The 21,131-nt window shown below is 73.6% G+C and carries 21 protein-coding genes, 1 pseudogene and 1 riboswitch; of the genes and pseudogenes, 14 read left to right on the forward strand and 8 right to left on the reverse strand.

What is annotated here, in order from left to right:
- Nucleotides 1-210 precede the first annotated feature (210 nt).
- The 4 genes and pseudogenes from BM430_RS32050 to cobU all read right to left on the reverse strand — a co-directional run.
- Nucleotides 211-484: pseudogene (locus BM430_RS32050) on the reverse strand (IS3 family transposase); the annotation flags it as partial.
- A 147-nt stretch (nucleotides 485-631) separates the two neighbouring features.
- Nucleotides 632-1,420: a prephenate dehydrogenase gene (locus BM430_RS32055; RefSeq protein ID WP_177303241.1), complete on the reverse strand. Its 789-nt coding sequence runs from the start codon at nucleotides 1,418-1,420 to the stop codon at nucleotides 632-634.
- Between the two features lie 198 nt (nucleotides 1,421-1,618).
- Complete coding sequence (gene cobO / locus BM430_RS32060) at nucleotides 1,619-2,224, reverse strand: cob(I)yrinic acid a,c-diamide adenosyltransferase (RefSeq protein ID WP_093571246.1); 606 nt, start codon at nucleotides 2,222-2,224, stop codon at nucleotides 1,619-1,621.
- Nucleotides 2,221-2,733, reverse strand: a complete 513-nt coding sequence (cobU, locus tag BM430_RS32065; RefSeq protein WP_093571267.1) for a bifunctional adenosylcobinamide kinase/adenosylcobinamide-phosphate guanylyltransferase — start codon at nucleotides 2,731-2,733, stop codon at nucleotides 2,221-2,223. The genes cobO and cobU overlap by 4 nt, the downstream gene beginning before the upstream one ends.
- A 128-nt stretch (nucleotides 2,734-2,861) precedes the next feature.
- A riboswitch (cobalamin riboswitch) is annotated at nucleotides 2,862-3,063 on the forward strand.
- 29 nt (nucleotides 3,064-3,092) lie between these two features.
- Between cobU and BM430_RS32070 the strand changes: the two genes are divergently transcribed.
- The 10 genes from BM430_RS32070 (at nucleotide 3,093) to cobJ (ending at nucleotide 13,476) form a co-directional block, all read left to right on the forward strand.
- Nucleotides 3,093-3,269 carry a CbtB domain-containing protein gene (locus tag BM430_RS32070; protein WP_093571268.1) on the forward strand — a complete coding sequence of 59 codons (177 nt, stop codon included), beginning with the start codon at nucleotides 3,093-3,095 and terminating at the stop codon, nucleotides 3,267-3,269.
- Nucleotides 3,270-3,357: 88 nt separating this feature from the next.
- A complete protein-coding gene (locus tag BM430_RS32075; protein WP_093571247.1) occupies nucleotides 3,358-4,104 on the forward strand; it encodes a CbtA family protein in 747 nt (248 codons plus the stop codon).
- The gene (locus BM430_RS32080; protein ID WP_093571248.1) at nucleotides 4,101-4,478 is read left to right on the forward strand and encodes a DUF1636 family protein; all 378 of its coding nucleotides are present in this window, start codon (nucleotides 4,101-4,103) and stop codon (nucleotides 4,476-4,478) included. The genes BM430_RS32075 and BM430_RS32080 overlap by 4 nt, the downstream gene beginning before the upstream one ends.
- Nucleotides 4,475-5,509 carry a cobalamin biosynthesis protein CobW gene (gene cobW, locus BM430_RS32085; protein ID WP_093571249.1) on the forward strand — a complete coding sequence of 345 codons (1,035 nt, stop codon included), beginning with the start codon at nucleotides 4,475-4,477 and terminating at the stop codon, nucleotides 5,507-5,509. The genes BM430_RS32080 and cobW overlap by 4 nt, the downstream gene beginning before the upstream one ends.
- Before the next feature lie 411 nt (nucleotides 5,510-5,920).
- On the forward strand, nucleotides 5,921-6,511 hold the full coding sequence (locus BM430_RS32090) for a Uma2 family endonuclease (protein ID WP_093571250.1): 591 nt from the start codon (nucleotides 5,921-5,923) through the stop codon (nucleotides 6,509-6,511).
- A 6-nt stretch (nucleotides 6,512-6,517) separates the two neighbouring features.
- Entirely contained in the window at nucleotides 6,518-9,793 is a 3,276-nt protein-coding gene (gene cobN, locus BM430_RS32095) for a cobaltochelatase subunit CobN (RefSeq protein ID WP_093571251.1), read from the forward strand.
- Nucleotides 9,790-11,289: a hypothetical protein gene (locus BM430_RS32100; RefSeq protein WP_093571252.1), complete on the forward strand. Its 1,500-nt coding sequence runs from the start codon at nucleotides 9,790-9,792 to the stop codon at nucleotides 11,287-11,289. The genes cobN and BM430_RS32100 overlap by 4 nt, the downstream gene beginning before the upstream one ends.
- Nucleotides 11,286-11,918: a precorrin-8X methylmutase gene (locus tag BM430_RS32105; RefSeq protein WP_093571253.1), complete on the forward strand. Its 633-nt coding sequence runs from the start codon at nucleotides 11,286-11,288 to the stop codon at nucleotides 11,916-11,918. The genes BM430_RS32100 and BM430_RS32105 overlap by 4 nt, the downstream gene beginning before the upstream one ends.
- A complete protein-coding gene (locus BM430_RS32110) occupies nucleotides 11,918-12,724 on the forward strand; it encodes a precorrin-2 C(20)-methyltransferase (protein WP_093571254.1) in 807 nt (268 codons plus the stop codon). Before BM430_RS32105 ends, BM430_RS32110 begins: the two co-directional genes overlap by 1 nt.
- Nucleotides 12,721-13,476, forward strand: coding sequence for a precorrin-3B C(17)-methyltransferase (cobJ, locus tag BM430_RS32115; protein ID WP_093571255.1), 756 nt, complete (start codon nucleotides 12,721-12,723; stop codon nucleotides 13,474-13,476). Before BM430_RS32110 ends, cobJ begins: the two co-directional genes overlap by 4 nt.
- Here cobJ and BM430_RS32120 read toward each other — a convergent pair.
- Complete coding sequence (locus BM430_RS32120) at nucleotides 13,449-14,204, reverse strand: cobalt-precorrin-6A reductase (RefSeq protein ID WP_093571256.1); 756 nt, start codon at nucleotides 14,202-14,204, stop codon at nucleotides 13,449-13,451. The genes cobJ and BM430_RS32120 overlap by 28 nt on opposite strands.
- On the opposite strand from BM430_RS32120, the gene cbiE reads away from it, so the two are divergent.
- Genes cbiE through cobM form a run of 3 tightly spaced genes read left to right on the forward strand, consistent with a single transcriptional unit; the run spans nucleotide 14,203 to nucleotide 16,735 of the window.
- Nucleotides 14,203-15,447 carry a precorrin-6y C5,15-methyltransferase (decarboxylating) subunit CbiE gene (gene cbiE / locus BM430_RS32125; RefSeq protein WP_093571257.1) on the forward strand — a complete coding sequence of 415 codons (1,245 nt, stop codon included), beginning with the start codon at nucleotides 14,203-14,205 and terminating at the stop codon, nucleotides 15,445-15,447. The two genes, BM430_RS32120 and cbiE, sit on opposite strands and share 2 nt — an antisense overlap.
- Before the next feature lie 53 nt (nucleotides 15,448-15,500).
- Nucleotides 15,501-15,935 carry a cobalamin biosynthesis protein gene (locus tag BM430_RS32130; protein ID WP_244539764.1) on the forward strand — a complete coding sequence of 145 codons (435 nt, stop codon included), beginning with the start codon at nucleotides 15,501-15,503 and terminating at the stop codon, nucleotides 15,933-15,935.
- A complete protein-coding gene (cobM, locus tag BM430_RS32135; RefSeq protein WP_093571259.1) occupies nucleotides 15,932-16,735 on the forward strand; it encodes a precorrin-4 C(11)-methyltransferase in 804 nt (267 codons plus the stop codon). Before BM430_RS32130 ends, cobM begins: the two co-directional genes overlap by 4 nt.
- Before the next feature lie 37 nt (nucleotides 16,736-16,772).
- Here the strand turns inward: cobM and BM430_RS32140 are convergent, their stop codons facing one another.
- Nucleotides 16,773-17,591 carry a transglutaminase-like domain-containing protein gene (locus tag BM430_RS32140; RefSeq protein WP_093571260.1) on the reverse strand — a complete coding sequence of 273 codons (819 nt, stop codon included), beginning with the start codon at nucleotides 17,589-17,591 and terminating at the stop codon, nucleotides 16,773-16,775.
- 259 nt (nucleotides 17,592-17,850) lie between these two features.
- Nucleotides 17,851-18,954 (reverse strand): cobalt-precorrin-5B (C(1))-methyltransferase, encoded by a 1,104-nt coding sequence (locus BM430_RS32145; RefSeq protein ID WP_093571261.1) that lies wholly within the window; start codon nucleotides 18,952-18,954, stop codon nucleotides 17,851-17,853.
- Between the two features lie 56 nt (nucleotides 18,955-19,010).
- Between BM430_RS32145 and BM430_RS32150 the strand changes: the two genes are divergently transcribed.
- Nucleotides 19,011-20,345, forward strand: a complete 1,335-nt coding sequence (locus BM430_RS32150; protein WP_093571262.1) for a cobyrinic acid a,c-diamide synthase CobB — start codon at nucleotides 19,011-19,013, stop codon at nucleotides 20,343-20,345.
- Nucleotides 20,346-20,360: 15 nt separating this feature from the next.
- On the opposite strand, the gene BM430_RS32155 is transcribed toward BM430_RS32150, so the two are convergent.
- Nucleotides 20,361-20,777 (reverse strand): helix-turn-helix domain-containing protein, encoded by a 417-nt coding sequence (locus tag BM430_RS32155; protein ID WP_093571263.1) that lies wholly within the window; start codon nucleotides 20,775-20,777, stop codon nucleotides 20,361-20,363.
- Nucleotides 20,778-21,131: the final 354 nt, after the last annotated feature.

Here is a 21,131-nt window from a genome sequence, read left to right on the forward strand (position 1 = left end):
ATCTCGAACTCGGCCGTTAACCGCCCCAGCGCCTATGGTACTGTGTCTCAAGACACGGGAGAGTCGGTCACCGCCAGACCTGCCAAGCACGCCACGTTCCCTTACTCACGATCCTCACGACGAAGCCCGCCCAAGCTCACGCTTGGCGGGCTTCGTCGCGTTCAACTCCCCTCGCCTGCCGAAGCGGGGGCTGTCGCCCCCGCCCTCCGCCAAGCCCATCCTGTGCATCAGCCGCGCTACCGTGCATCGCGCGGCCACGCTCCCCTCCCGTGCCAGCTGTCGCCAGGCCCCGGATCAAGTCCGGGGCAAGCTTTTCCGCACGCCGTAGACGCAGAAGTTCGCCTCGAACACGCGCTGCATCTCGATCATCAATGTGGCGTCGCTGCGGGCACGAACCGGTTGCTTCTCGGGATCGGCAACGCCGGGCGACATGCACATAGTAGGTCGACGGGGCGATCGGCAGCACCCTACAGATCGGTCTCATCCTGAGCCTGTCGAAGGACGATCCCGTAGACCTCTCGCGCACCTCAGGGGAAACGGGATTATTCGCTTCGTCATGGCTTCATCCTCTCAGAAGGTGAAGCCTCAGCGAAACCCGGGGCGGTTCACCGTCCATACATGACACCGGGTTTCATGCAGTCGTCGGATAGATTGCGGCACCAGCGGTTTCGACCTCTCCCAACTCGCCGTCCATCTGCGCCGCCAGCTCGAAAAACCGTCGCCTGACCTCGCCCGCGAACGGATTCTCCCGCTCGATGGCGTGGTAGACTTCCGGCGCGTCGTGCCGGACCATGCCAACGGCCTGCATCACCAGGTCGAAGCTGCGGGTGGTCATCCGGGTCGGCAGCGGCTCCATCGCCACCAGCACCTTGGCGATCAGGTGGGTCAGGCCCTGCACCGCCGCCGCCTCGCGGTCGTGGGCCTCCGGCGTGGTCAGGATCACGGTCAGCCCGAGGGCTCGCCGCAGGAAGGCGCCCACTCTTGCGCCGCTTTCGCCCCGTACCGGGCAAACCGCGATCTTGAGGCCGCGCAGGCCGTCCCGCGCGCTCTGCGGCCCGAACAGCGGATGGGTCGCGACGATGTCGACTCCTGGTGGCAGGCCGGCCCGCATGATCTGCGCCGGCCGCACCTTCACCGAGCCGACATCGAGGACGAGGGCGCCCGGCTGCAGGTGCGGGGCGATGTCCCGGATTACCGCCGCCAGGGTCGCGATGGGGGTCGCCAGGATCACCACCGGGCAGGCCGCAGCATCGTCCAGGCTGCAAGATTCGAGTCCGGCTGCCGCGAAGGCGGAGGCGGGTGCGAAGGGATCGTGGACGCGCAGCGTGAACAGCCGCGCCAGATGCGTGGCGACGAGGCGGCCGAAGGCACCGAAGCCGATCAGGCCGAGGGCGGGGAGCGGGATGGGAGAGGACGGCACGGGAGACCTCGGATCTGGGGCGAGGTCGGCGGGCCGGGATATCCTGAGAGCCTCAACCGCCGACACGTCGCAGCGGTTGAGAGATGACGAGCACTCCGCCGCTAATTGCGCGGCGAATAAGATAATCCGGTCGGGCGGGCGCTGGTCATGGCCGAGCTGTAGCCCCGTCCCACCATCCCCGTCAATCAGAACCTGCAGTCAGAACTCGATGCCCTCCTGCGCCTTCACCCCCGCGGCGAAGTGGTGCTTCACCGAGCCCATCTCGGTGACGAGGTCGGCCGCCGCGATCAGTTCCGGCTTGGCGTTGCGCCCGGTCACCACGACGTGCAGGTCCGGCCGGCGCCGGCTTAATGCTTCCACCACCTCCGCGAGCGGCAGGTAGTCGTAACGCAGGGCGATGTTGAGCTCGTCGAGGATCAGGAGCCGGATCGCCGGATCGGCCATCAGCGCCTCGGTCTTCGCCCAGGCGGCGCGCGCCGCCGCCACGTCGCGGTCGCGGTCCTGGGTCTCCCAGGTGAATCCCTCCCCCATCGTGTGCCACGCGACCTGATCCTGGAACCGCTCCAGCGCGAAGCGCTCGCCGGTCTCCCAGGCGCCCTTGATGTACTGTACCACTCCGACCCGCCAGCCGCGGCCGAGCGCCCGCAGCATCAGCCCGAAGGCGGCGGTCGACTTGCCCTTGCCGGGGCCGGTATGGACGATCAGCAGGCCCTTCTCGATCGTTTTGCCCGCGACCTCGGCGTCCTGCACCGCCTTGCGCTTCTCCATCTTGGCGCGGTGGCGCGCCGTCTCGTCGTCGCTCATTGGGCGTCTCCCTTGATGATCATCGGCAGGCCGGCCACCACCAGCACCACCCGGTCGGCCATCGCCGCGAGGCGCTGATGCAGGCGCCCGGCCTCGTCGCGGAACCGGCGGGCCAGCGCGTTCTCCGGCACGATGCCGAAACCCACCTCGTTCGAGACCAGCACCAGCGGCCCGGCCGCAGCCCGGCAGGCCTCGACCAGCGCGCCGGTCTCCGCCGCGAGGTCGGCGCCTTCGTCCAGCATCGCGTTGGTCAGCCACAGGGTCAGGCAATCGACCAGCACCGGCCGGCCGGCCGGCGCCCGGGCGATCGCCGAGGCCAGGTCGCGCGGCGCATCGACCGTCTCCCAGGGGACGGAGCGGCGGGCGCGGTGCTCGGCGATGCGCGCGCGCATCTCGTCGTCCCACGCTTGCGCCGTCGCGACGTAGCGCCAGGGGCCCGGCATCGCCTCGATCAAGCCTTCCGCGTAGCGGCTCTTTCCTGAGCGGGCTCCACCCAGCACCAGGGTCAGGCGCGGGGCGGCGCGGTCCGGATCCGGCACGGACGTCTCCTTATCTGGCGAAAAACTCGGGGCCGCGAAAAACTCGGGGCCGGAGGTGTCGCGGCAGGCCGCGCCGATTGCAAGCCCGCAGGCGACCGGCTAGGGTCGGGCTCGACGGTGCCTCGGCGACGAGGTGAAAAGGGAACGCGGGAGCCGGGCTTCTTCCGGTATGCCGCGGCTGCCCCCGCAACTGTGAGCGGTCGCACACGGTCCGCCATCGGCCACTGGAGCGATCCGGGAAGGCGGTGGGCCGGCAAGAAGCCGCGAGCCAGGAGACCTGCCGTCACCCCTTTCTCTCGACGCCGCCGGTGGGGCGGCAGGAGTTCGTCATGGTCGCGATCACCCGGTCCCTCTCCCCCGCCCTCGTCGGCGAGCGCCTGAGCGCCGTCCTCCTGGCTGCCACGCTCGGCATCGGGCTCCTGTTCGTCTCCGGCTTCGCGCCGGTGGTCGCCCTGCATAACGCCGCGCACGACTGGCGCCACGCCCACAACTTCCCCTGCCACTGACCAGGGCCCGACCCTCGTAAAGCCGCGCGGCCTGCGCCCCTGAGGGGCTGCGGGCCCGCGGCCCTTTGGTCGTGCAGGTGATCCTACGATGACGAAACGTCTGCTCGCCGCGGCCCTGGTCGCCGGCTTCCTCGCCGCTTGCGTGGCCTCGGTTCTGCAATTCGCCCTCACCTCGCCGCTGATCCTGGCGGCGGAGAAGTACGAGACGGCGGAGAGCGTCGCGCCGGCCACCCACGCCTTCGCCAACCCGCTGATCGTGCTCGCCCATGCCGGCCACGACCACGGGGCCGAGCCGCAATGGCAGCCGGCGCCGGGCCTGCCGCGTCTCGCCTTCACGGCCCTCGCGACACTGGTGAGCGGCATCGGCTACGCGCTGCTGCTCGGCGCCGTGCTGGTCGCGACCGGACGGGCGGTGACGCCGTCCGAGGCGCTGAAATTCGGCATCGGCGGCTTCCTCGCCGCCAGCCTGGCGCCGGCGGTCGGGCTGCCGCCGGAACTGCCCGGTGCCGCGGCCGCCGCCCTCGAATCGCGCCAGCTCTGGTGGGTGGCGACGGCGCTCGCCACCGCGACCGGCCTCTACCTGGTGGCGATCCGCCGCGGGCCCGCCGCGATCGCGGTCGGCCTCGCCCTCATCGTCGCGCCTCACATCTGGGGTGCCCCGCACGGGCCGGAAGAGATTTCCGCGATGCCGCCGGTCTACGCGGCGCAGTTCGCCGCCCGGTCGCTGGCGGTCGCCTTCGCATTCTGGGCGGTGCTCGGCCTCGCCTTCGGCTGGGCCTGGGGTGCCGTCGCCGGCACGAGGGGCGTTGCGCGCCGGAGCGAGGTGGCCGCGTGAGCGATCCTGTGACTCTCTACGTCTGCACCACCTGCCGCGACGCCACCGATCCGGCCGACGGCCCCCGTGCCGGCGCACGTCTGCACGACGCGCTCGCCCAGGCGCTCGCGGCCCGGCCCGGCGCGCCGGTGCGGATCGAACCGGTAGAGTGCCTGTCGGTCTGCAAGCGGCCCTGCACGGTCGCGGTCGCGAGCCCCGGCCGCTGGACCTACATCTACGGCGACCTCGACCCGGCGATCTCCGCCGACGTCATCCTCGACGGCGTCGGCCTCTATGCCGGGACGCCGGACGGCCTCGTGCCCTGGCGCGAGCGTCCACAGGAATTCCGCAAGGGCGTCGTCGCCCGCATCCCTCCCGCGCCGGTGACCCCATGACCATCCTCAAGAAGATCCCCTGCACCATCGTCACGGGCTTCCTCGGCGCCGGCAAGACGACGCTGGTGCGCCACGCAGTCGAGCACAACGACGGCCGTCGCCTCGCGATCATCGTCAACGAGTTCGGTGATGTCGGCTTCGACGGGTCGCTGCTGGCCGAGTGCGGCATCCCGGGCTGCGACGCCGACGCGGTGGTGGAACTGCCGAACGGCTGCATCTGCTGCACCGTCGTCGACGATTTCGTGCCGGCCCTGAACAAGCTCCTCGACCGGCCGGAGCCGCCGGAGCACATCCTGATCGAGACGTCCGGCCTCGCTCTGCCGAAGCCCCTGGTGCAGGCCTTCAACTGGCCGGCGATCCGCTCGCGGGTGACCGTCGACGGGGTGGTGGCGGTGGTGGACGGCCCGGCGGTGGCCTCGGGCGCCTTCGCGGACGACCCGGAGGCGCTCGCCGCCCAACGCGCGGCCGATGCCAGCGTCGATCACGAGAACCCGCTCGAGGAGGTGTTCGAGGACCAGCTCCTCTGCGCCGACCTCGTGGTGATGAACAAGTCGGACCTCCTCGACGAGGGCGAGCGGGCCCGCGTCCGCGCCGAGGTGGAGGCGCACCTGCCGCGCGCCGTCAAGCTCGTCGAGACCGCTCACGGCGCCCTCGATCCCCGCGTGCTGCTCGGCCTCAACGCGGCCGCCGAGGACGACCTCGCCGCCCGGCCCTCGCACCACGAGACGGAAGAGGACCACGACCACGACGATTTCGAGAGCGTGGCGCTGCCCGTGAAAGCCGCCGGCTCGCCCGACGAATTGGCAGCCCGCGTCGCCAAGGCCGCCGAGGTGGCGGGGGTCCTGCGGATCAAGGGCTTCTGCGCGGTCGCCGACAAGCCGATGCGCCTCGTCGTCCAGGGCGTCGGCCGCCGCGTCGCCCATCACTACGACCGGCCCTGGCGCCCGGGCGAGCACCGGGACGGGACGCTGGTGGTGATCGGGCTCACCGGGTTCGACAAGGCGGCGGTGGCGGCGGCGTTGAAGGGGTAGGTTCGGATTCGCAGGACGGGAGGCGCGCATCTCTCCTATCCCCGCAGGCGGGAGTTCTGTCCGGGGAAGGGAACGGCGCGGGTTTCGCCCTCCCCCCTCTGCGGGGGAGGGTGCCTGGCGGAGCCGGGCGGGAGAGGGGCAGCGCGACGCTGCTCCAGGTAGCGCGCGTCCTGAAGCCCGCGACTTCTCCGGAAGCGTCGCCCCCTCTCCCGGCCCCCTCCGGGGGCCACCCTCCCCCGCAGAGGGGGGAGGGGAAAAACCTGCGCTCTTTCGTTTCCCTGGACAGCCCTGCGTGGGCGAGGAAAGGAGAGATACGCGCTTTATTTTGATACGCGAGCGCCGGACGCCATATCCCGCCAAAGTTACATCGGCCCGGACCATCAGAACCCCCAGAGCCCGGGAGGGCATCGCATGTTGGAGCCCGCGCCGCGGCACTGGAGCGTGCAGAAGTTCTTCGCCTGGCACGAGCGCCAGGACGAGCGCTACGAGCTGGTCGGCGGGGTGCCGGTCCGCCTCAGGATAAGTGCGCGCAACGTCCACGACGACATCGTGGTCAACCTCGTGGCGGAGTTCCGTACCCGGCTGCGCGGGACGCCGTGCCGGCCCTTCACCGGAGACGGCAGCGTCGAGACCTTGCCGGGCCAGATCCGCCGTCCCGATCTCGGAATCGACTGTGGTGCCCGCGACCCGAACGGGCTGACGGCGGCAGAACCGCGGCTGGTCGTCGAGGTGCTGTCGCCCTCGACCCGCGACTTCGACGCCTTCGACAAGCTGGAGGAATACAAGGCGGTCGCGAGCCTCGCGGTGATCCTGCTGGTCGAGCCGAACGCCCCCGAGATCGCGCTCTGGCGCCGGGACGCGGACGGGGCTTGGCAGCGCCGACTCGTCGCCGGGCTCGAGCAGGCGATCGAGCTGCCAGAGTTCGGCATGACCCTGGCGCTGGCGGACGTGTACGACGGCGTCGCGTTCCCGCCGCGGCCCCGCCTGGTGTCGGGGACCTGAGGGCCGATGCACGTCCTGCGCATCGATTCGGTCTCCCTCGACGAGGGCGAGGCGGCGGTCGATCTGGGCCAGGCGCCCGGTGACATCGTCGCCCTGTCCTTCACCGATTCCGACCTCGCCGGTCTGGCGAACGCCTATGCGGGCCTGCCGGGGGAGTGGCCGAGCCTGCGGCTCGCCAAGCTCGCGCAGCTGCGCCACCCGCTCTCGGTCGATCTCTACGCCGACGCGGTGATCGCCCGGGCCCGCTTCGTGCTGGTGCGCTGCCTCGGCGGGCTCGATTACTGGCGCTACGGTATCGAGCGGCTCTCCGAGACCTGCCGCGCGCACGGCATTCCCCTCGCAGTGCTGCCGGGGGACGACCGGCCCGACCCGCGCCTCGACGCGGTCTCGACGGTGGCGCCGGAGCTGCGCGACACTCTCGACGCCTATTTCCGTGCCGGCGGCCCTGAGAACCTGCGCGGGCTCCTCACGCGGATCGCCGCCGAGCTCGGCCGGCCGGTCGCGGCCGAGCCGCCCCGCGCCTTGCCGCGGGGCTTTGCCTGGTGCCCGGGCTGCGGCGTGCGCGACCGGCCCGATCCCGCCTCGGCCCTGCCGCGGGCGCTCGTCCTTGTCTACCGCTCGGCGATCCTCGGCGGCGACACCGCGCCGGTCACCGCCCTCGCGGCCGCCTTGTGGCAGCGGGGCCTCAGCCCCGCCATCGTCGCGGTGTCGAGCCTCAAGGATCCGGAGGCGCTGGCGGCCGTGCGCGCGGCCGTCGCGACCCAGCGCCCCGCCGTGATCGTCGCCGCCACCGCCTTCTCGGCCCGCGACGACGCCGGCTTCGTCCTCGACGCGGCGGATTGCCCGGTGATCCAGGCCTTCACGGTCGGCGCGAGCCGGGAGGCCTGGGCGGCGTCGAGCCGCGGGCTCGGGGCGGCCGACCTCGCCATGCAGGTGGCTTTGCCGGAATTCGACGGGCGGCTCTCCGGCTTCCCGATCTCGCACAAGGAGGAGGCGCCGGAGGTCGAGGGGTTTCGCGAGCGCCGCGCCGTGCCGGATTTTTCCGGCATTGCCGCCACCGCCGACCGCGCCGCCGCCTGGGCCCGCCTCGCCGCCAAGCCGCGCTCCGAGCGCCGCCTCGCCCTCGTCCTGTCCGACTACCCGGCCCGGGGCGGCCGGGCGGGGTTCGCGGTCGGGCTCGACACCCCGGCGAGCGCCCAGGCCATCCTCGACCTCCTGGCCGCCGAGGACTACGCCGTCTCCGACATGCCGGAGCCGGACGCCCTGATGCGCCGCCTCACGGACGGTGCCCCGAGCCTCGCGGTGCCGCTCGCGGGCTACGAGACCTGGCGCACCCGGCTGCCGGCGGAGGCCCGCGCGGCCCTCGCGGCCGAATGGGGCGAGCCTGCCGACGACCCGGCCGTGCAGGACGGGGCCTTCCGGTTCCGGGCTCTGCGGGTCGGCTCCGTGCTGGTGGCGCTCCAGCCGGATCGCGGCCACAAGGGCGACCGCAAGGCGGGCTACCACGATCCGGACGCGGTGCCCTGCCACGCCGCCCTCGCCTTCCATCTGGCGCTGCGGGAGGGATGCGACGCGCTGATCCATCTCGGCACCCACGGCACCACCGAGTGGCTGCCCGGCAAGGCGGTGGCGCTCTCCCCCGCCTGCTGGCCGGCGCTCGCGGTCGGGGCGCTCCCGGTGATCTATCCCTTCATCGTCGACGATCCCGGCGAGGCGGCGCCGGCCAAGCGCCGGATCGGCGCCATCACGATCGGGCACCTGCCGCCGGAGACCGCCGCGGCCGGCCTCGATCCGGAGGCCGCGACCTTGCGCGAGCTGGTGGAGGAGTATTCCGTCGCAACCGTGCTCGATCCCCGCCGGGCGACGCTCATCGCCCGGGGCATCCTGGAGCGGGCGGAGGATGCCGGCCTCCTCGCAGCCGCCGGAATCGACCGCGCGACGCCGATGCCGGACGCGCTCGCCGCCCTCGACGCGCATCTGTGCGACCTCGCCGAGGTGACGATGCGCGATGGGCTCCACGTCTTCGGCGAGGCACCGGACGCCCATCCCGCCTGCGGCCCGGCCGAGCGGGCGGGGCTGCTGAAGGCCCTCGACGGCCGCTTCGTCGAGCCGGGCCCCGCCGGCTCGCCGGCCCGCGGCCGGGCCGACGTGCTGCCGACCGGGCGCAACCTCGCCACCCTCGATCCCCGGGCGCTCCCGACCCGGGCCGCCGCGATGCTGGGCGACAAAGCCGCCGCCGAGGTGGTGCGGCGCTACCTCCAGGACGAGGGCGAGTATCCCGCCCGCCTCGTCATGGATCTCTGGGCCTCGCCCACCTTGCGCACCGGCGGCGAGGACGTGGCGCAGGCTCTCGCTCTGATGGGCGTGCGCCCGGTCTGGGACCACGCCTCGACCCGGGTGACCGGCTTCGAGGTGCTGCCCCTCGCCCTTCTCGACCGGCCGCGGATCGACGTGACGGTCCGGGTCTCCGGCGCCTTTCGCGACACCTTCCCGGAGACGCTGGCGCTCCTCGACCGCGCCGCCCGGGCGGTCGCGGCGCGGGAGGAGGAGGATGCCGACAATCCCCTCGCCGCCGCCCGCCGCCGGGGCGAGGCGCCGGCGCGGGTGTTCGGGGCGGCGCCCGGCCGCTACGGCGCCGGCACCGCGGCGCTCGCCCTCGACGGCGCGTGGAGCGGACGCGGCGACCTCGCCCGAGCCTATCTCGACGCCACCGCGGAGGCGACGGGAGCGGCGGGCGCCTCGGACGCCGATTTCGCCGCCCGGGTCGCGGCGGCGGACGCCTATCTCCACGCCTTCGACGTCGCCGAGCGCGACCTCCTCGACGGCGACGCCGCCGCCGACGCCATGGGAGGCTTCTCCGCCGCCGCCGCGTCGTTGGGTGCGACGCCCGTCCTCTACAGCCTCGATACCAGCCGCCCCGAGGCGCCCCGCGCCCGCACCGCCCGCGAGGACGTGGCCCGGCTTGTGCGCGGCCGCCTCGCCCATCCGCGCTGGATCGCCGCGCAGCTGCGCCACGGCTGGCGCGGGGCGCAGGAGCTGGCGCAGGGGTTGGATGCGGTGTTCGTCATGGCGGCCGCCACCGATGCGGTCGCTGATGCCGACATCGACCGGCTCTACGACGCCTATCTCGGCGATCCGGACGTACTCGCGGCGATCGAGGCGGCCAATCCGGGCATCGCGCAGGCCTTGCGCGACCGCTTCGCCGACATGCGCAACCGCGGCCTGTGGCGCAGCCGGCGCAACTCCCTCGCCGCCCTCGACACGCGCGAGGCCGCCGAATGAGCCCCTTCGACCAGGTGCTCGTGAATCCCGCCCCTCGCCGCGGCTGGTGCCCGGGCCTCGCCCGGCCGATGCCGACCGGCGACGGCCTCCTCGTGCGGCTCCACCCTGTCGCCGGACGGCTGACCGCCGATCAGGCCCGTGCCGCCGCGCGTGCGGCGCGGGAGGGCGGCAACGGCCTCCTCGACGTGACCGCCCGGGGCAACCTGCAGATCCGCGGGGTGACGGCGGAGAGCCACGGGCGGGTCGTCGCGATCCTGGGCGAGGCGGGTCTCGGCGACCTGCGCCACGATGGCGGGCCGCAGCGGTTGACCTTGAATGCGCCGCTCGCCGGGGCGGAGGGCCTTAGCCTCGTCGCGGCTTTGGAGGCGACCGGGCGGGAGATCGCCGGGCTGCCGGCGAAGACGCTGGTGGCGGTGGAGGATGCGGTGGGCGGGCTCGGGCCGGTCGAGGCGGATGTCTGGGTGCGGTTAATTCCAGGATCACCCGGCATGACTGAAGCCCGCGGGATCCCCTCTCCCGTTTGGGAGAGGGGTAGGGGTGAGGGTGGCTCGGTGTCCGCAATAACCCTGAACTGTCCAGCTGCGCAGCTCAACGGTCTTAGCCTTCAGCGGAACCGTAGCACCCTCACCCCTACCCCTCTCCCACACGGGAGAGGGGATCCCACGTCTCTTTTGGCAGCCGAGTATGCGCTGAGTAGCTGTGACGCGCTGCCCGCACTCCAGCTCGCCATCGCCACCCCCGACGGCCCGCTCTGGCTTGCACCAACCCCTGCCCCCACTGCCGTCGCCAGCCTGCGTACCCTCCTCCACGGCCTCGCCGCCACCGGCGCCCGCCGCATGCGCGCGCTCTCGCCGCCGCAGCGCGACGCTCTCCTGGCCGATCTCACGCCGGGCGAGCCCCCCCCGGCCACCACCGCCCTCCCCGCCGGCCTGCACGGCCGTACCCTCCTCGCGGAACTCCCCTTCGGCCGCTGCGACGCCGCCCTGCTCGACCGCATCGCCGGCTGGAGCGTATCGCATGGCGACGGCCACCTCGCCCTCACGCCGGGCCGCGGCATCGCGCTGACCGCCCGCGACGCCTCCGCCGCCAGAACCCTGCGCGAGGAGGCCGAGGCCGCCGGCCTGATCGTCGATCCCACCGATCCGCGCCTGGCGGTAGCCGCCTGCCCGGGTGCGCCGGCCTGCGCCTCCGGCGGCACGCCGGCGCAAGATCATGCGCATCGCCTCGCCGCCGCCTTCGCGCCCCTCGCGGGGCTGAGCGCCACCGCCCACGTCTCCGGCTGCCCGAAGGGCTGCGCCCAGCCCGGTCCCGCGACCCTCACGCTGGTCGGCCGGGCGGATGGCCGCTACGGGGTGGTGCTGGAGGGCAACGCCGGCACCGCGACCGACCTCGTCCTCACTTTCGGTGCCGTGCTGGAGCGGCTAGAGAGCGTGCGAGTCCGACCTGCCCCTGATGTCGCTTCGGACCTGAGAGACGCATTCCGGGAGCCCGCATGAACCCGCGCCTCGACTATATCCGCGACGGCGCCGCCATCTACGCGCGCTCCTTCGCGATGATCCGCGCCGAATCCGACCTCGCGCGCTTCCACGGCGCCGCCGAGCGGGTGGCGGTGCGGATGATCCACGCCTGCGGCATGACCGACCTGCCCGCCGACATCGACCTGTCGCCGGATTTCGCCGAAGCGGCGGAGGCTGCTTTGCGCCGCGGCGCCCCGATCCTGTGCGACGCCCGCATGGTCGCCGACGGCGTCACCCGGGCGCGGCTGCCGGCCGGCAACGAGGTGATCTGCACCCTCTCCGACCCCCGCGTGCCGGAGCTGGCAAAAACCCTCGACACCACCCGCACCGCCGCCGCGATGGAATTGTGGCGCGACCGGCTCGCCGGATCGGTGGTAGCCGTCGGCAACGCGCCGACCGCCCTGTTTCGCCTGCTCGAGATGCTGGACGAGGGCGTGGCGCCGCCGGCCGCCGTGATCGGCGTCCCGGTCGGGTTCGTCGGCGCCGCCGAATCGAAGGACGCCCTCGCCGCGGACGGGCGGGTGCCGTTCCTGGTGGTGCGCGGCCGGCGCGGCGGCAGCGCCATGGCGGCGGCGGCCGTCAACGCGCTCGCCAACGAGGTCGAGTGATGGATAGTCCTTCCGGTTTTCCGCCTTCCGGCTTTCCGCCCCCCGAGGCGGCCGAGATCCCCTCCGCTCCGGCCGCTGCCGTGACCGGCACGCTCTACGGCGTCGGCATGGGGCCGGGCGATCCGGATTACCTCACCGTGCGGGCGGTGCGGGTGCTGGAGCGCGCCCACCACCTCGTGCACTTCTGCAAGGCCGGCAAGCGCGGCAACGCCCGCACCATCGCCGACGCGGTGGTGCCGGACCCGGCCCGGGAATGGCCGCTGCCCTACCCCTACACCACCGAGCTGCACCCCGAGGATCCGGCCTACGTGGCGGCGCTCGCGGCCTTCTACGACGAGGCCGCCTCGCGCCTCGCCGAGGTGCTGGGCGCCGGCCGCGACGTGGCGATCCTGTCTGAGGGCGATCCGTTCTTCTACGGCTCGTTCATGCATCTGTGGCGCCGCCTGAAGGACCGGTTCCCGGTCGAGGTGGTGCCGGGCGTCACCGGCATGTCGGGCTGCTGGACCCGGGCCAACACCCCGATCACCTGGGGCGACGACGTGCTGACCGTGCTCCCGGCTACCCTCCCCCACGCGACGCTCGTCGCGCGCCTCAAGACGACCGACGCCGCCGTAGTGATGAAGCTCGGCCGTCACCTGCCGAAGGTGCGCGCGGCGCTGACCGAGGCCGGGCTGATCGGCCGCGCGGTCTATGTCGAGCGCGGCACCATGGCGGGCGAGAGCGTGACGCCGCTCAGCCAGAAGCCGGACGACCGCGCGCCCTACTTCTCGATGGTGCTGGTGCCGGGCGAGGGCCGCCGGCCGTGAGCGGCTCCGTCACGGTGATCGGGCTCGGGCCCGGCGACCCGCGCTACCTGACGCCGGCCGCCTCCGCGGCGCTCGACGCGGCGCAGGACCTGATCGGATACTTCCCCTACGTCGCCCGGGTGCCGGAGCGGCCGGACCTCGTGCGCCACGCCAGCGACAACCGGGTCGAGGTCGACCGCGCCCGCTACGCCCTGGAGCTCGCTGCGGCGGGGCGCCGGGTCGCGGTGGTGTCGGGCGGCGATCCCGGCGTCTTCGCCATGGCGGCGGCGCTCTTCGAGGCGCTGGAGGCGGGCGATCCGGCCTGGCGGTCGCTCGCCATCACGGTCGAGCCCGGCATCACCGCGATGCTGGCGGCGGCGGCCCGGGTCGGTGCCCCGCTCGGCGGCGATTTCTGCGCGATCTCGCTGTCGGACAACCTGAAGCCCTGGGAGGTCATCACCGCCCGGCTGAATGCCGTGTTCGCCGCCGACCTCGTGGTGGCGCTCTACAACCCGATCTCGCGGGCGCGGCCCTGGCAGCTCGGCGCGGCGTTGGGCCTCGCGGCCGAGCATCGCGCGCCCGACACCCCGGTGATCCTCGCCCGCGCCGTCGGCCGGCCCGACGAGGCCATCCGCATCCTGCCTCTCGCCGAGGCGCGCGACGCATCCGCCGACATGGCGACCCTGGTGATGATCGGGGCGAGCGCGACCCGGCTGATCCCGCGCGACGGCGGGGCGCCCTTCGTCTACACGCCGCGGTCCGTCGCCCGATGAGCCTCCAGCCAGGCCAGGGCATCACGGGCCTCCGCCACCTCGGCCACCTCCGGCAGGCGGGGCTGGCGCACGATCACCACTGGCAGGCCCAAGGCGCGCGCCGCCGCGATCTTGCCGTAGGTCGCCGTGCCGCCGGAATTCTTGGTCGCCAGCACCTCGACGCCGTGGCGGCGCATCAGTTCTTCTTCCTCCGCCGCGCCGAAGGGGCCGCGGGCCTCGATCGCCGTGACGTCGAGCCCCGGCAGGGCGTCGCCGACCGGCTCGATGGTGCGCACGAGGTAGCGGTGCTGGGGCGCCGCCGCGAAGGCGGCGAGTTCGAGCCGGCCGACGGTCAGGAACACCCGGCGCGGGACCTCGCCGAGGGCCGGCACGGCGTCGGCCACGCTGTCGACCTCGCGCCAGTCGTCGCCGGGCTCCCGCGCCCAGGCCGGGCGCCGGACCGCGAGGAGCGGCACGCCCGCCTCGCGGCTCGCGACGGCGGCGTTGCGGGAGATGACCTTGGCGAAGGGATGCGTGGCGTCGACCAGCGCCGCGATGCCGTGGTCGCGCAGGAAGGCCGCCAATCCCTCCGCCCCGCCGAAGCCGCCGATGCGGGTGCGCGCCGGCAGGGCGAGGGGCGCCGCCGTGCGCCCGGCGAGCGACAGGGTGACGTCGAAATCCGGCCGGCCGGCCAGCAGCCGGACCAGCCCCGCGGCCTCGGTGGTGCCGCCCAGGATGAGGATGCGCATGGCCGCCTTCTCGCCTGAGGCTACCCCGAAGTCGAGCGCGAGCCCCTGGCTGTTCATCGTCGGCATCGGCGAGGACGGGCGGGCCGGGCTGTCGCCGGCCGCGTCTGCCGCCCTCGATCGCGCCGGGCTGGTGATCGGCGGGCGCCGCCACCTCGACCTCGCCAGCCCGCTCGCCGCCGAGACCCTGGCCTGGCCGAGCCCGCTCTCCGACGCCTATCCGGCGATCCTCGCCCGGCGCGGGCAGCCGACCTGCGTCCTCGCCACCGGCGATCCTTTTCATTACGGCGTCGGCGCCGAGCTGGCGCGGCTGGTGCCGGCGATGGAGATCGCGGCGTTTCCGCAGGCCTCCGCCTTCAGCCTCGCGGCTGCCCGCCTCGGCTGGCCGCTGGCCGAGACCGCCTGCCTGACCCTGCACGGGCGGGCGCTCGAGCGGGTGATCCCGCATCTCCAGCCCGGGGCCCGTCTCCTCGTCCTCTCCTGGGACGGGACGACGCCGGAGAAGCTGGCCATGCTGCTGACCGAGCGCGGCTTCCCCCGCTCGCGCCTGACCGTGCTCGAGGCGATGGGCGGTCCCCGCGAGCACCGCCGCACCGGCCTCGCCGCGGACTTTTCGGAGAACGGGATCGAGCCGCTCAATACGGTCGCGGTCGAGGTGGTGGCCGACGCCAGCGCGCGGGTGATCCCGCTCAGCCCCGGCCTCGACGATGCCTGGTTCGAGAACGACGGCCAGCTCACCAAGGCCGAGATCCGCGCCGTCACCCTCGCGGCGTTGCGGCCCCGCGCCGGCCAGCTCCTGTGGGATGTCGGCGCCGGCTCGGGGTCGATCGGCATCGAGTGGTCCTTACGCTATCCGGCCAACCGCGCGGTCGCGGTCGAGGCGAGGGAGGAGCGCGCCGCCCGCATCCGCCGCAACGCGCTGAACCTCGGCGTGCCGGACCTCCGGGTGGTGGTCGGGCGGGCACCCGACAGCCTCGCCGGGCTGCCGGCGCCGGACGCGGCCTTCCTCGGCGGCGGGGTCTCCGACCCGGCGCTTGTCGCGGCTTTGCTCGACGCCCTTCCGGTCGGCGGGCGCCTCGTCGCCAATGCGGTGACACTGGAGAGCGAGGCGCTGCTGCTGCGCCTGCATTCCGAGCGCGGCGGCAGCTTGCGGCGCCTCTCGGTCGCCCGGGCCGAGCCGGTGGGCCACCTCACCGGCTGGCGCCCGGCGATGCCGGTGACACAATGGGCGCTGACGAAGCCGTGACCCCCGCGATTATCCAGGCGCGGGTTCCGGGAAGCGCCCCGCCGCCGGCGCTCCTGCACGGCCCCACCCGTACGACCGCGGTCGAATCGCCTCGCTCGCTCGTCGCCGGCATCGGCTTCCGCCACGCCACCGCGGCCGACGAGATCCTGGCGCTGGTGGCCGACGCGTTGCGCCAGGCCGACATGCCGGGCGCGCAGCTCGCCGCCCTCGCCACCGCCGCGGACCGGGCCGGCGACCGGGCCATCGTCGAGGCGGCCGAGTCCCTCGGCGTGCCCCTCGTCGCCATCGGGGTCGAGGCCCTGCGCGACGCCGGCCGGCGGGTCGTCACCCGCTCGGTCCGCATCGAGGCGCTGCGCGGCGTCGGCTCGCTGGCCGAGGCGGCGGCCCTCGCAGCCGCCGGGCCCGATGGCCGCCTCGTCCTGCCCCGCATCGCCTCGGCGGGCGCCACCTGCGCCCTCGCCGCCAGCGGAGACGCCCTTTCGTCATGATCCACTTCATCGGCGCCGGCCCCGGCGCGGCCGACCTCATCACAGTGCGCGGCCGCGACCTCATCGCCCGCTGCCCGGCCTGCCTCCATGCCGGCTCGCTCGTGGCACCGGAGATCCTGTCCTGGTGCCCGCCCGGCGCCCGAATCGTCGACACCGCACCCCTCTCCCTCGATGCGATCGTCGCCGAGATGGCGGCTGCCCACGCGGCCGGTCTCGAGGTGGCGCGGCTGCATTCGGGCGACCTCTCGATCTGGAGCGCGGTCGCCGAGCAGACCCGCCGCCTCGACCGCCTCGGCATCCCCTACGACCTCACTCCGGGGGTCCCGTCCTTCGCGGCGGCGGCCGCCGTGCTCGGGCGCGAGCTGACGGTGCCGGAGGTGGCGCAATCGGTGGTGCTGACCCGCACGAGTGGGCGCGCCTCGGCGATGCCGGAGACCGAGCGCCTCGCCGCCTTCGCGGCGACCCGCGCGACGCTCGCCGTGCACCTGTCGATCCACGTCATCGAGGCGGTCGTAGCCGAGCTGATCCCGCATTACGGCCCGGATTGCCCGGCCGCGGTGGTCTTCCGTGCCACCTGGCCGGACGAACGGGTCCTGCGCGGAACCCTCGCCGATATCGCTGGGCAGGTCGCCGCGGCCGGGCTGGAGCGCACGGCGCTGATCCTGGTCGGCCCGGCGCTCGGGGCGACGACGTTTCGCGAGAGCGCGTTGTACGCGGCGGATTACGACCGGCGGTTCCGGCCAGGCGGGGCCGTCGCCGCTCCGGCCGGTCCCGGCGAACATTCGACCACGCCCGGATGAGCGCGTAGCCGGTCACGGGCCGTGATCCGGAGGCCGGTCACGTGGCGACCGGTTGCGCCTCCTCGGTCGTCACCGTGAAGTCCACGAGGGTGTTCGGCCCGAAGGTGAGCGTCAGGGGGACGTCGGCCGCGTCGCGGCCGTAGGCGATCAGGATCCGGCCGATGCGCGGGCTGTTGTTGCGCGGATCGAACGTGTGCCAGCGGCCGCCCAGATAGACCTCCATCCAGGCCGCGAAATCCCCCGGGGAATGCGGCGGCGGCAGGCCGATGTCGCTGATGTAGCCCGTGCAGTAGCGGGCCGGGATGTTGAGGCAGCGGCAGAAGGCGATTGCCAGGTGGGCGTAGTCGCGGCACACGCCGCGCCGCTCCTCGAAGGCGTCCAACGCCGTGCGGGTCGACCGCGAATGCTCGTAGCCGAAGCCGATGCGGTCGTGCACGTAGTCGCAGATCGCCTGCACCCGCGCCCATCCCGGCTCCGTGGCCCCGAACAGGTCCCAGGCCGTCTGCGACAGGCGATCGGTTTCGCAGTACCGGCTTCCGAGCAGGTAGAGCAGCGTCTCCGCGGGCAGGCTTTGCACGGCCTCCTGTCGCGCCGCCATATCGGTCATGTCCCAGTTGCCATGGTCGCGCACGATCGTGTCCGTCCTGAGCGTGAAGCGCCCGGCCGGAGCGACGAAGCGGTTGCACCAGTTCCCGAACGTGTCGCGATACCCTTCCAGGGGGACGGCCGGCACCGTGAGCAGGTAATCCGGCCTCTCGAGATCGGAGAACCGGGAGGCGTGGACGGTCAGCATCGCGACGACCGGCGTGTCGTGCGCGAAGTCGTAGGTCATTTCACAGCCGACATGGATGCGCATGAGGGTCCCCAGCGGAACCGGCCGGGCGCGCGCCCGCCCCAGCGGATGCAGGTCGGGTCACGCCGCCGGATCGCGTGGCCGCATCGGGATCGGGTATGGCATGAACCTGCGGACTTTTGCAGCTCGATCATGCTGACGTTGGGGGATGATTCTCATTCCGGCGCAGACTTGTTCCGGCGCAGGCTCAGGGGTTCCGACCGCGACCGGACGTGCATCGGCCAAGTCCCAGCGGAGCCACGGCGCAGCAGGGCGAAGCCCCTCACCCCACCGGATGGAACGGCGCCCGCCCGACGAGCCCGCCGTCGCGATCGAACACCACCACCTCCAGCGAACTGCCCGAACCCGAAAGCGCCTTCGCCGCCGTCGCCCAGGCGTAGCGGGCGACGAGATCGGCGAGCGGCAGGTCGCTTCCTTGCGCCAGCTGCAGCACCTCCAAAGCCGTGTTCGCCCCCGCCGCCCGCCGGGCGACGTCGGGCGCGCCGCCAGCCTCCACCACGCGCTCCGACAGCCAGGCGAGGTCGACGGGCCCGGAGCGCGAATGCAGGTCGAGGAGGCCGTGGCCGAGCTTCGCCATCTTGGCGATGCCGCCGGCCACCGTGACCCGCGGGACGGGATGGCGGCGCAGGTATTTCAGCATGCCGCCGGCGAAGTCGCCCATGTCGATCAGCGCCTGCGGTGGCAGATCGTAGAGGCGGGCCACCGCCTCCTCCGAGGTCGAGCCGGTGGCGCCCGCGACGTGGTCGAGGGCGCCGGCGCGGGCGACGTCGACGCCGCGATGGATGCTGTCGATCCAGGCGGCGCAGGAATAGGGCACCACCACCCCGGTCGTGCCGAGCACCGACAGGCCGCCGAGGATGCCGAGCCGCGGGTTCAGGGTCTTCTGGGCCAGCGCCTCGCCGCCGGGAATCGCGATCTCCACCACCACGTCCGCCGGACCGCCGAGGCCGGCCGCCGCCTCGGTGATCGCCGCGGCGATCATCCGCCGGGGCATCGGGTTGATCGCCGGCTCGCCGACCGGCAGCGGCAGCCCGGCCCGGGTCACGGTGCCGACGCCGGGCCCGGCCCGGAACGCGATGCCGGAGCCCGGCGCGCCGCGCCGGACGGTGGCGAGGACCAGGACCCCGTGGGTCACGTCCGGGTCGTCGCCGGCATCCTTCACCACCCCGGCGAGCGCGCCGTCCTCGACCGTGCCGGTCCGCGCCAGGGCGAAGGCCGGGCGGGCGCCGCTCGGCAGCGGGATCTCGACCGGGTCCGGGAAGGCGCCGGTGACGAGACCCGCATAGGCCGCCTTGGCGGCGGCCGCCGCGCAGGCGCCGGTGGTCCAGCCGCGGCGCAGGGTCTCCCGTGGTCGTGTCGCATCCATGCGGCGTGGTATCACCGTGGGCCGGCGCGGTGAATGCGCGCCGTTCGCGCGAGACAATGGAACCCGTCGTGACCGCACGCCCCGCCCGTGGCCTCCTCGTCGCCGCCGCCCGTTCCGGCTCCGGCAAGACCACCGTGACCCTCGCCCTGCTGCGGGCCCTGCGCCGCCGGGGCCTCTCGGTCGCCGGGGCGAAATGCGGGCCGGACTACATCGATCCGGCCTTCCACGCCGCCGCCACCGGCCGGCCGAGCTACAACCTCGACAGCTTCGCCATGGACGGCGCCCTCCTCGACGCGGTGGCGGGCCGGGCCGGTGCGGAAGCCGATCTCCTGATCGCCGAGGGCTCGATGGGCCTGTTCGACGGCGTCGTGGCGGAGGAGGGCCGCAGCGGCGCCAATGCCGACATCGCCGCGCGCTACGGCTGGCCGGTGGTGCTGGTGCTCGACGTCTCGGGCGCGGCGCAATCGGCCGCCGCCACCGCCCTCGGGGTCCGGGCCTACGACCCGCGCCTGACCCTCGCCGGCGTGATCCTCAACAAGGTGGCGAGCCCGCGCCACCGCCGCCTCGTCGAGGTGGGGCTGGCCCGGATCGGGGTCCCGGTGCTCGGCGCCGTGCCGCGAGAGGCCGCGCTCGTCCTCCCCGAGCGCCATCTCGGGCTGATCCAGGCCGGCGAGACCGCGGATCTCGACGCCCGCCTCGACCGCCTCGCCGATCTGGCGGAGGCCTCGATCGACCTCGATGCGGTGGTGGCCGCCGCCGGCGGGCGTGTTCCGGAGCCGGCGATCGGTCACCTGCCGCCGCCCGGCCAGCGCCTCGCGGTCGCGCGCGACGCGGCGTTCTCGTTCGTCTACCCGCATCTCGAGGCCGGCTGGCGCGCCGCCGGGGCCGAGATCGTGCCGTTCTCGCCGCTGGCCGACGAGGCGCCGCCGGCCGGTTGCGATGCCTGCTGGCTGCCCGGCGGCTATCCGGAGCTGCATGCCGGCCGGATCGCCGCCGCATCGCGCTTCCTCGACGGGCTGCGCGCCTTCGCGGAGACGAGGCCCGTTCACGGCGAGTGCGGTGGCTACATGGTGCTGGGCGAGAGCCTGGAGGATGCGGAGGGCACGACCCACCGCATGGCCGGCCTGCTGCCGGTCGCGACCTCCTACGCGAAGCGCCGCCTGCATCTCGGCTACCGGATCGCGACGCTCGTCGGCGGCGGCGCGCTCGGGCCCGCCGGGCAGGGCCTGGTCGGCCACGAGTTCCACTACGCGAGCGAACTCACCCCGCCCCCGGGGCCGGACGAGGCCCTGGCCGAGGTGACGGACGCGGAAGGCCGCAGCCCGGGCCTCGCCGGGCACCGGCGCGGCCGGGTCAGCGGCAGCTTCTTCCACCTCGTCGGGCTGCGCTGAAAAGCAGCCCCGCCTCTACTCGGCGGCGGCGCTGTCCTCGCCGTTCGCCGCGGCGGCATGGCGGCCGAGGCGGGCGGCGGAGCGGACGATCGCCAGCACCTCGCGGCGCAGCTGCTCGTCCTCGATCTGCACGTAGGCGCGCAGGAGCTCGATCGCGCCCTGGGCGCTCAGGAAGCCGAACACGTTGTCGTCGCCGGTCTCGCCGCCGGTCTGGTCCTCGAAGAACGCCGAGACCGGCACTTCGAGCAACCGGGCGATCTCGCGCAGGCGGCCGGCGCCGACGCGGTTCTGCCCCTTCTCGTATTTCTGCACCTGCTGGAAGGTCACGCCGACGGCGTTGCCCAGGGCTGTCTGGCTCAGCCCCTTGGCCTTGCGCAGGGCCGTGATGCGGACTCCGACGAGACGGTCGACCTCAGTGGTTTGCTTGGGCATCGGTCCTCAACATCTCACGTGCTGGCTTGCCGGAAGCCCCCTCCCCAATTCCAGAGGGCCGCCGTCCCGCGTCGTCCATGCCCGCGCCGGCCGGCGCTCCCCGCTCCGGCCCCCTCGCTGACGTTCGTCCCCGGGCCGGCGGCGAAGACGCCTCGCATCCGGCCCGCTCACTCCCCCGTTCGCCCGTCCCGATCCCGGCTCGCCCGTCCCGCCGGAGCGTTCGCTCCGGACCGGGCTTGAGCGAAAGCCACTCGTCCCCGTCCGCTCGAGGCTACCCTGTCGCCAAGCTGACGACGCGGATGCGGGTCTGCCATGCAACCCAACTCACGTCTACACGCTCCGAGCGAATTCCCC

It is taken from the genome of Methylobacterium sp. 174MFSha1.1 (genome assembly GCF_900116815.1).
Lineage (GTDB): Bacteria > Pseudomonadota > Alphaproteobacteria > Rhizobiales > Beijerinckiaceae > Methylobacterium.

What these genes read in the sequence shown, in the direction of transcription:
- cobO (WP_093571246.1), bottom strand. Translation starts at nt 2,224, where the DNA reads ATGAGCGACGACGAGACGGCGCGCCACCGCGCCAAGATGGAGAAGCGC.
- BM430_RS32070 (WP_093571268.1), top strand. Translation starts at nt 3,093, where the DNA reads ATGGTCGCGATCACCCGGTCCCTCTCCCCCGCCCTCGTCGGCGAGCGC.
- BM430_RS32075 (WP_093571247.1), top strand. Translation starts at nt 3,358, where the DNA reads ATGACGAAACGTCTGCTCGCCGCGGCCCTGGTCGCCGGCTTCCTCGCC.
- cobW (WP_093571249.1), top strand. Translation starts at nt 4,475, where the DNA reads ATGACCATCCTCAAGAAGATCCCCTGCACCATCGTCACGGGCTTCCTC.
- BM430_RS32090 (WP_093571250.1), top strand. Translation starts at nt 5,921, where the DNA reads ATGTTGGAGCCCGCGCCGCGGCACTGGAGCGTGCAGAAGTTCTTCGCC.
- cobN (WP_093571251.1), top strand. Translation starts at nt 6,518, where the DNA reads ATGCACGTCCTGCGCATCGATTCGGTCTCCCTCGACGAGGGCGAGGCG.
- BM430_RS32100 (WP_093571252.1), top strand. Translation starts at nt 9,790, where the DNA reads ATGAGCCCCTTCGACCAGGTGCTCGTGAATCCCGCCCCTCGCCGCGGC.
- BM430_RS32105 (WP_093571253.1), top strand. Translation starts at nt 11,286, where the DNA reads ATGAACCCGCGCCTCGACTATATCCGCGACGGCGCCGCCATCTACGCG.
- BM430_RS32110 (WP_093571254.1), top strand. Translation starts at nt 11,918, where the DNA reads ATGGATAGTCCTTCCGGTTTTCCGCCTTCCGGCTTTCCGCCCCCCGAG.
- cbiE (WP_093571257.1), top strand. Translation starts at nt 14,203, where the DNA reads ATGGCCGCCTTCTCGCCTGAGGCTACCCCGAAGTCGAGCGCGAGCCCC.
- BM430_RS32120 (WP_093571256.1), bottom strand. Translation starts at nt 14,204, where the DNA reads ATGCGCATCCTCATCCTGGGCGGCACCACCGAGGCCGCGGGGCTGGTC.
- cobM (WP_093571259.1), top strand. Translation starts at nt 15,932, where the DNA reads ATGATCCACTTCATCGGCGCCGGCCCCGGCGCGGCCGACCTCATCACA.
- BM430_RS32140 (WP_093571260.1), bottom strand. Translation starts at nt 17,591, where the DNA reads ATGCGCATCCATGTCGGCTGTGAAATGACCTACGACTTCGCGCACGAC.
- BM430_RS32145 (WP_093571261.1), bottom strand. Translation starts at nt 18,954, where the DNA reads ATGGATGCGACACGACCACGGGAGACCCTGCGCCGCGGCTGGACCACC.
- BM430_RS32150 (WP_093571262.1), top strand. Translation starts at nt 19,011, where the DNA reads ATGGAACCCGTCGTGACCGCACGCCCCGCCCGTGGCCTCCTCGTCGCC.
- BM430_RS32155 (WP_093571263.1), bottom strand. Translation starts at nt 20,777, where the DNA reads ATGCCCAAGCAAACCACTGAGGTCGACCGTCTCGTCGGAGTCCGCATC.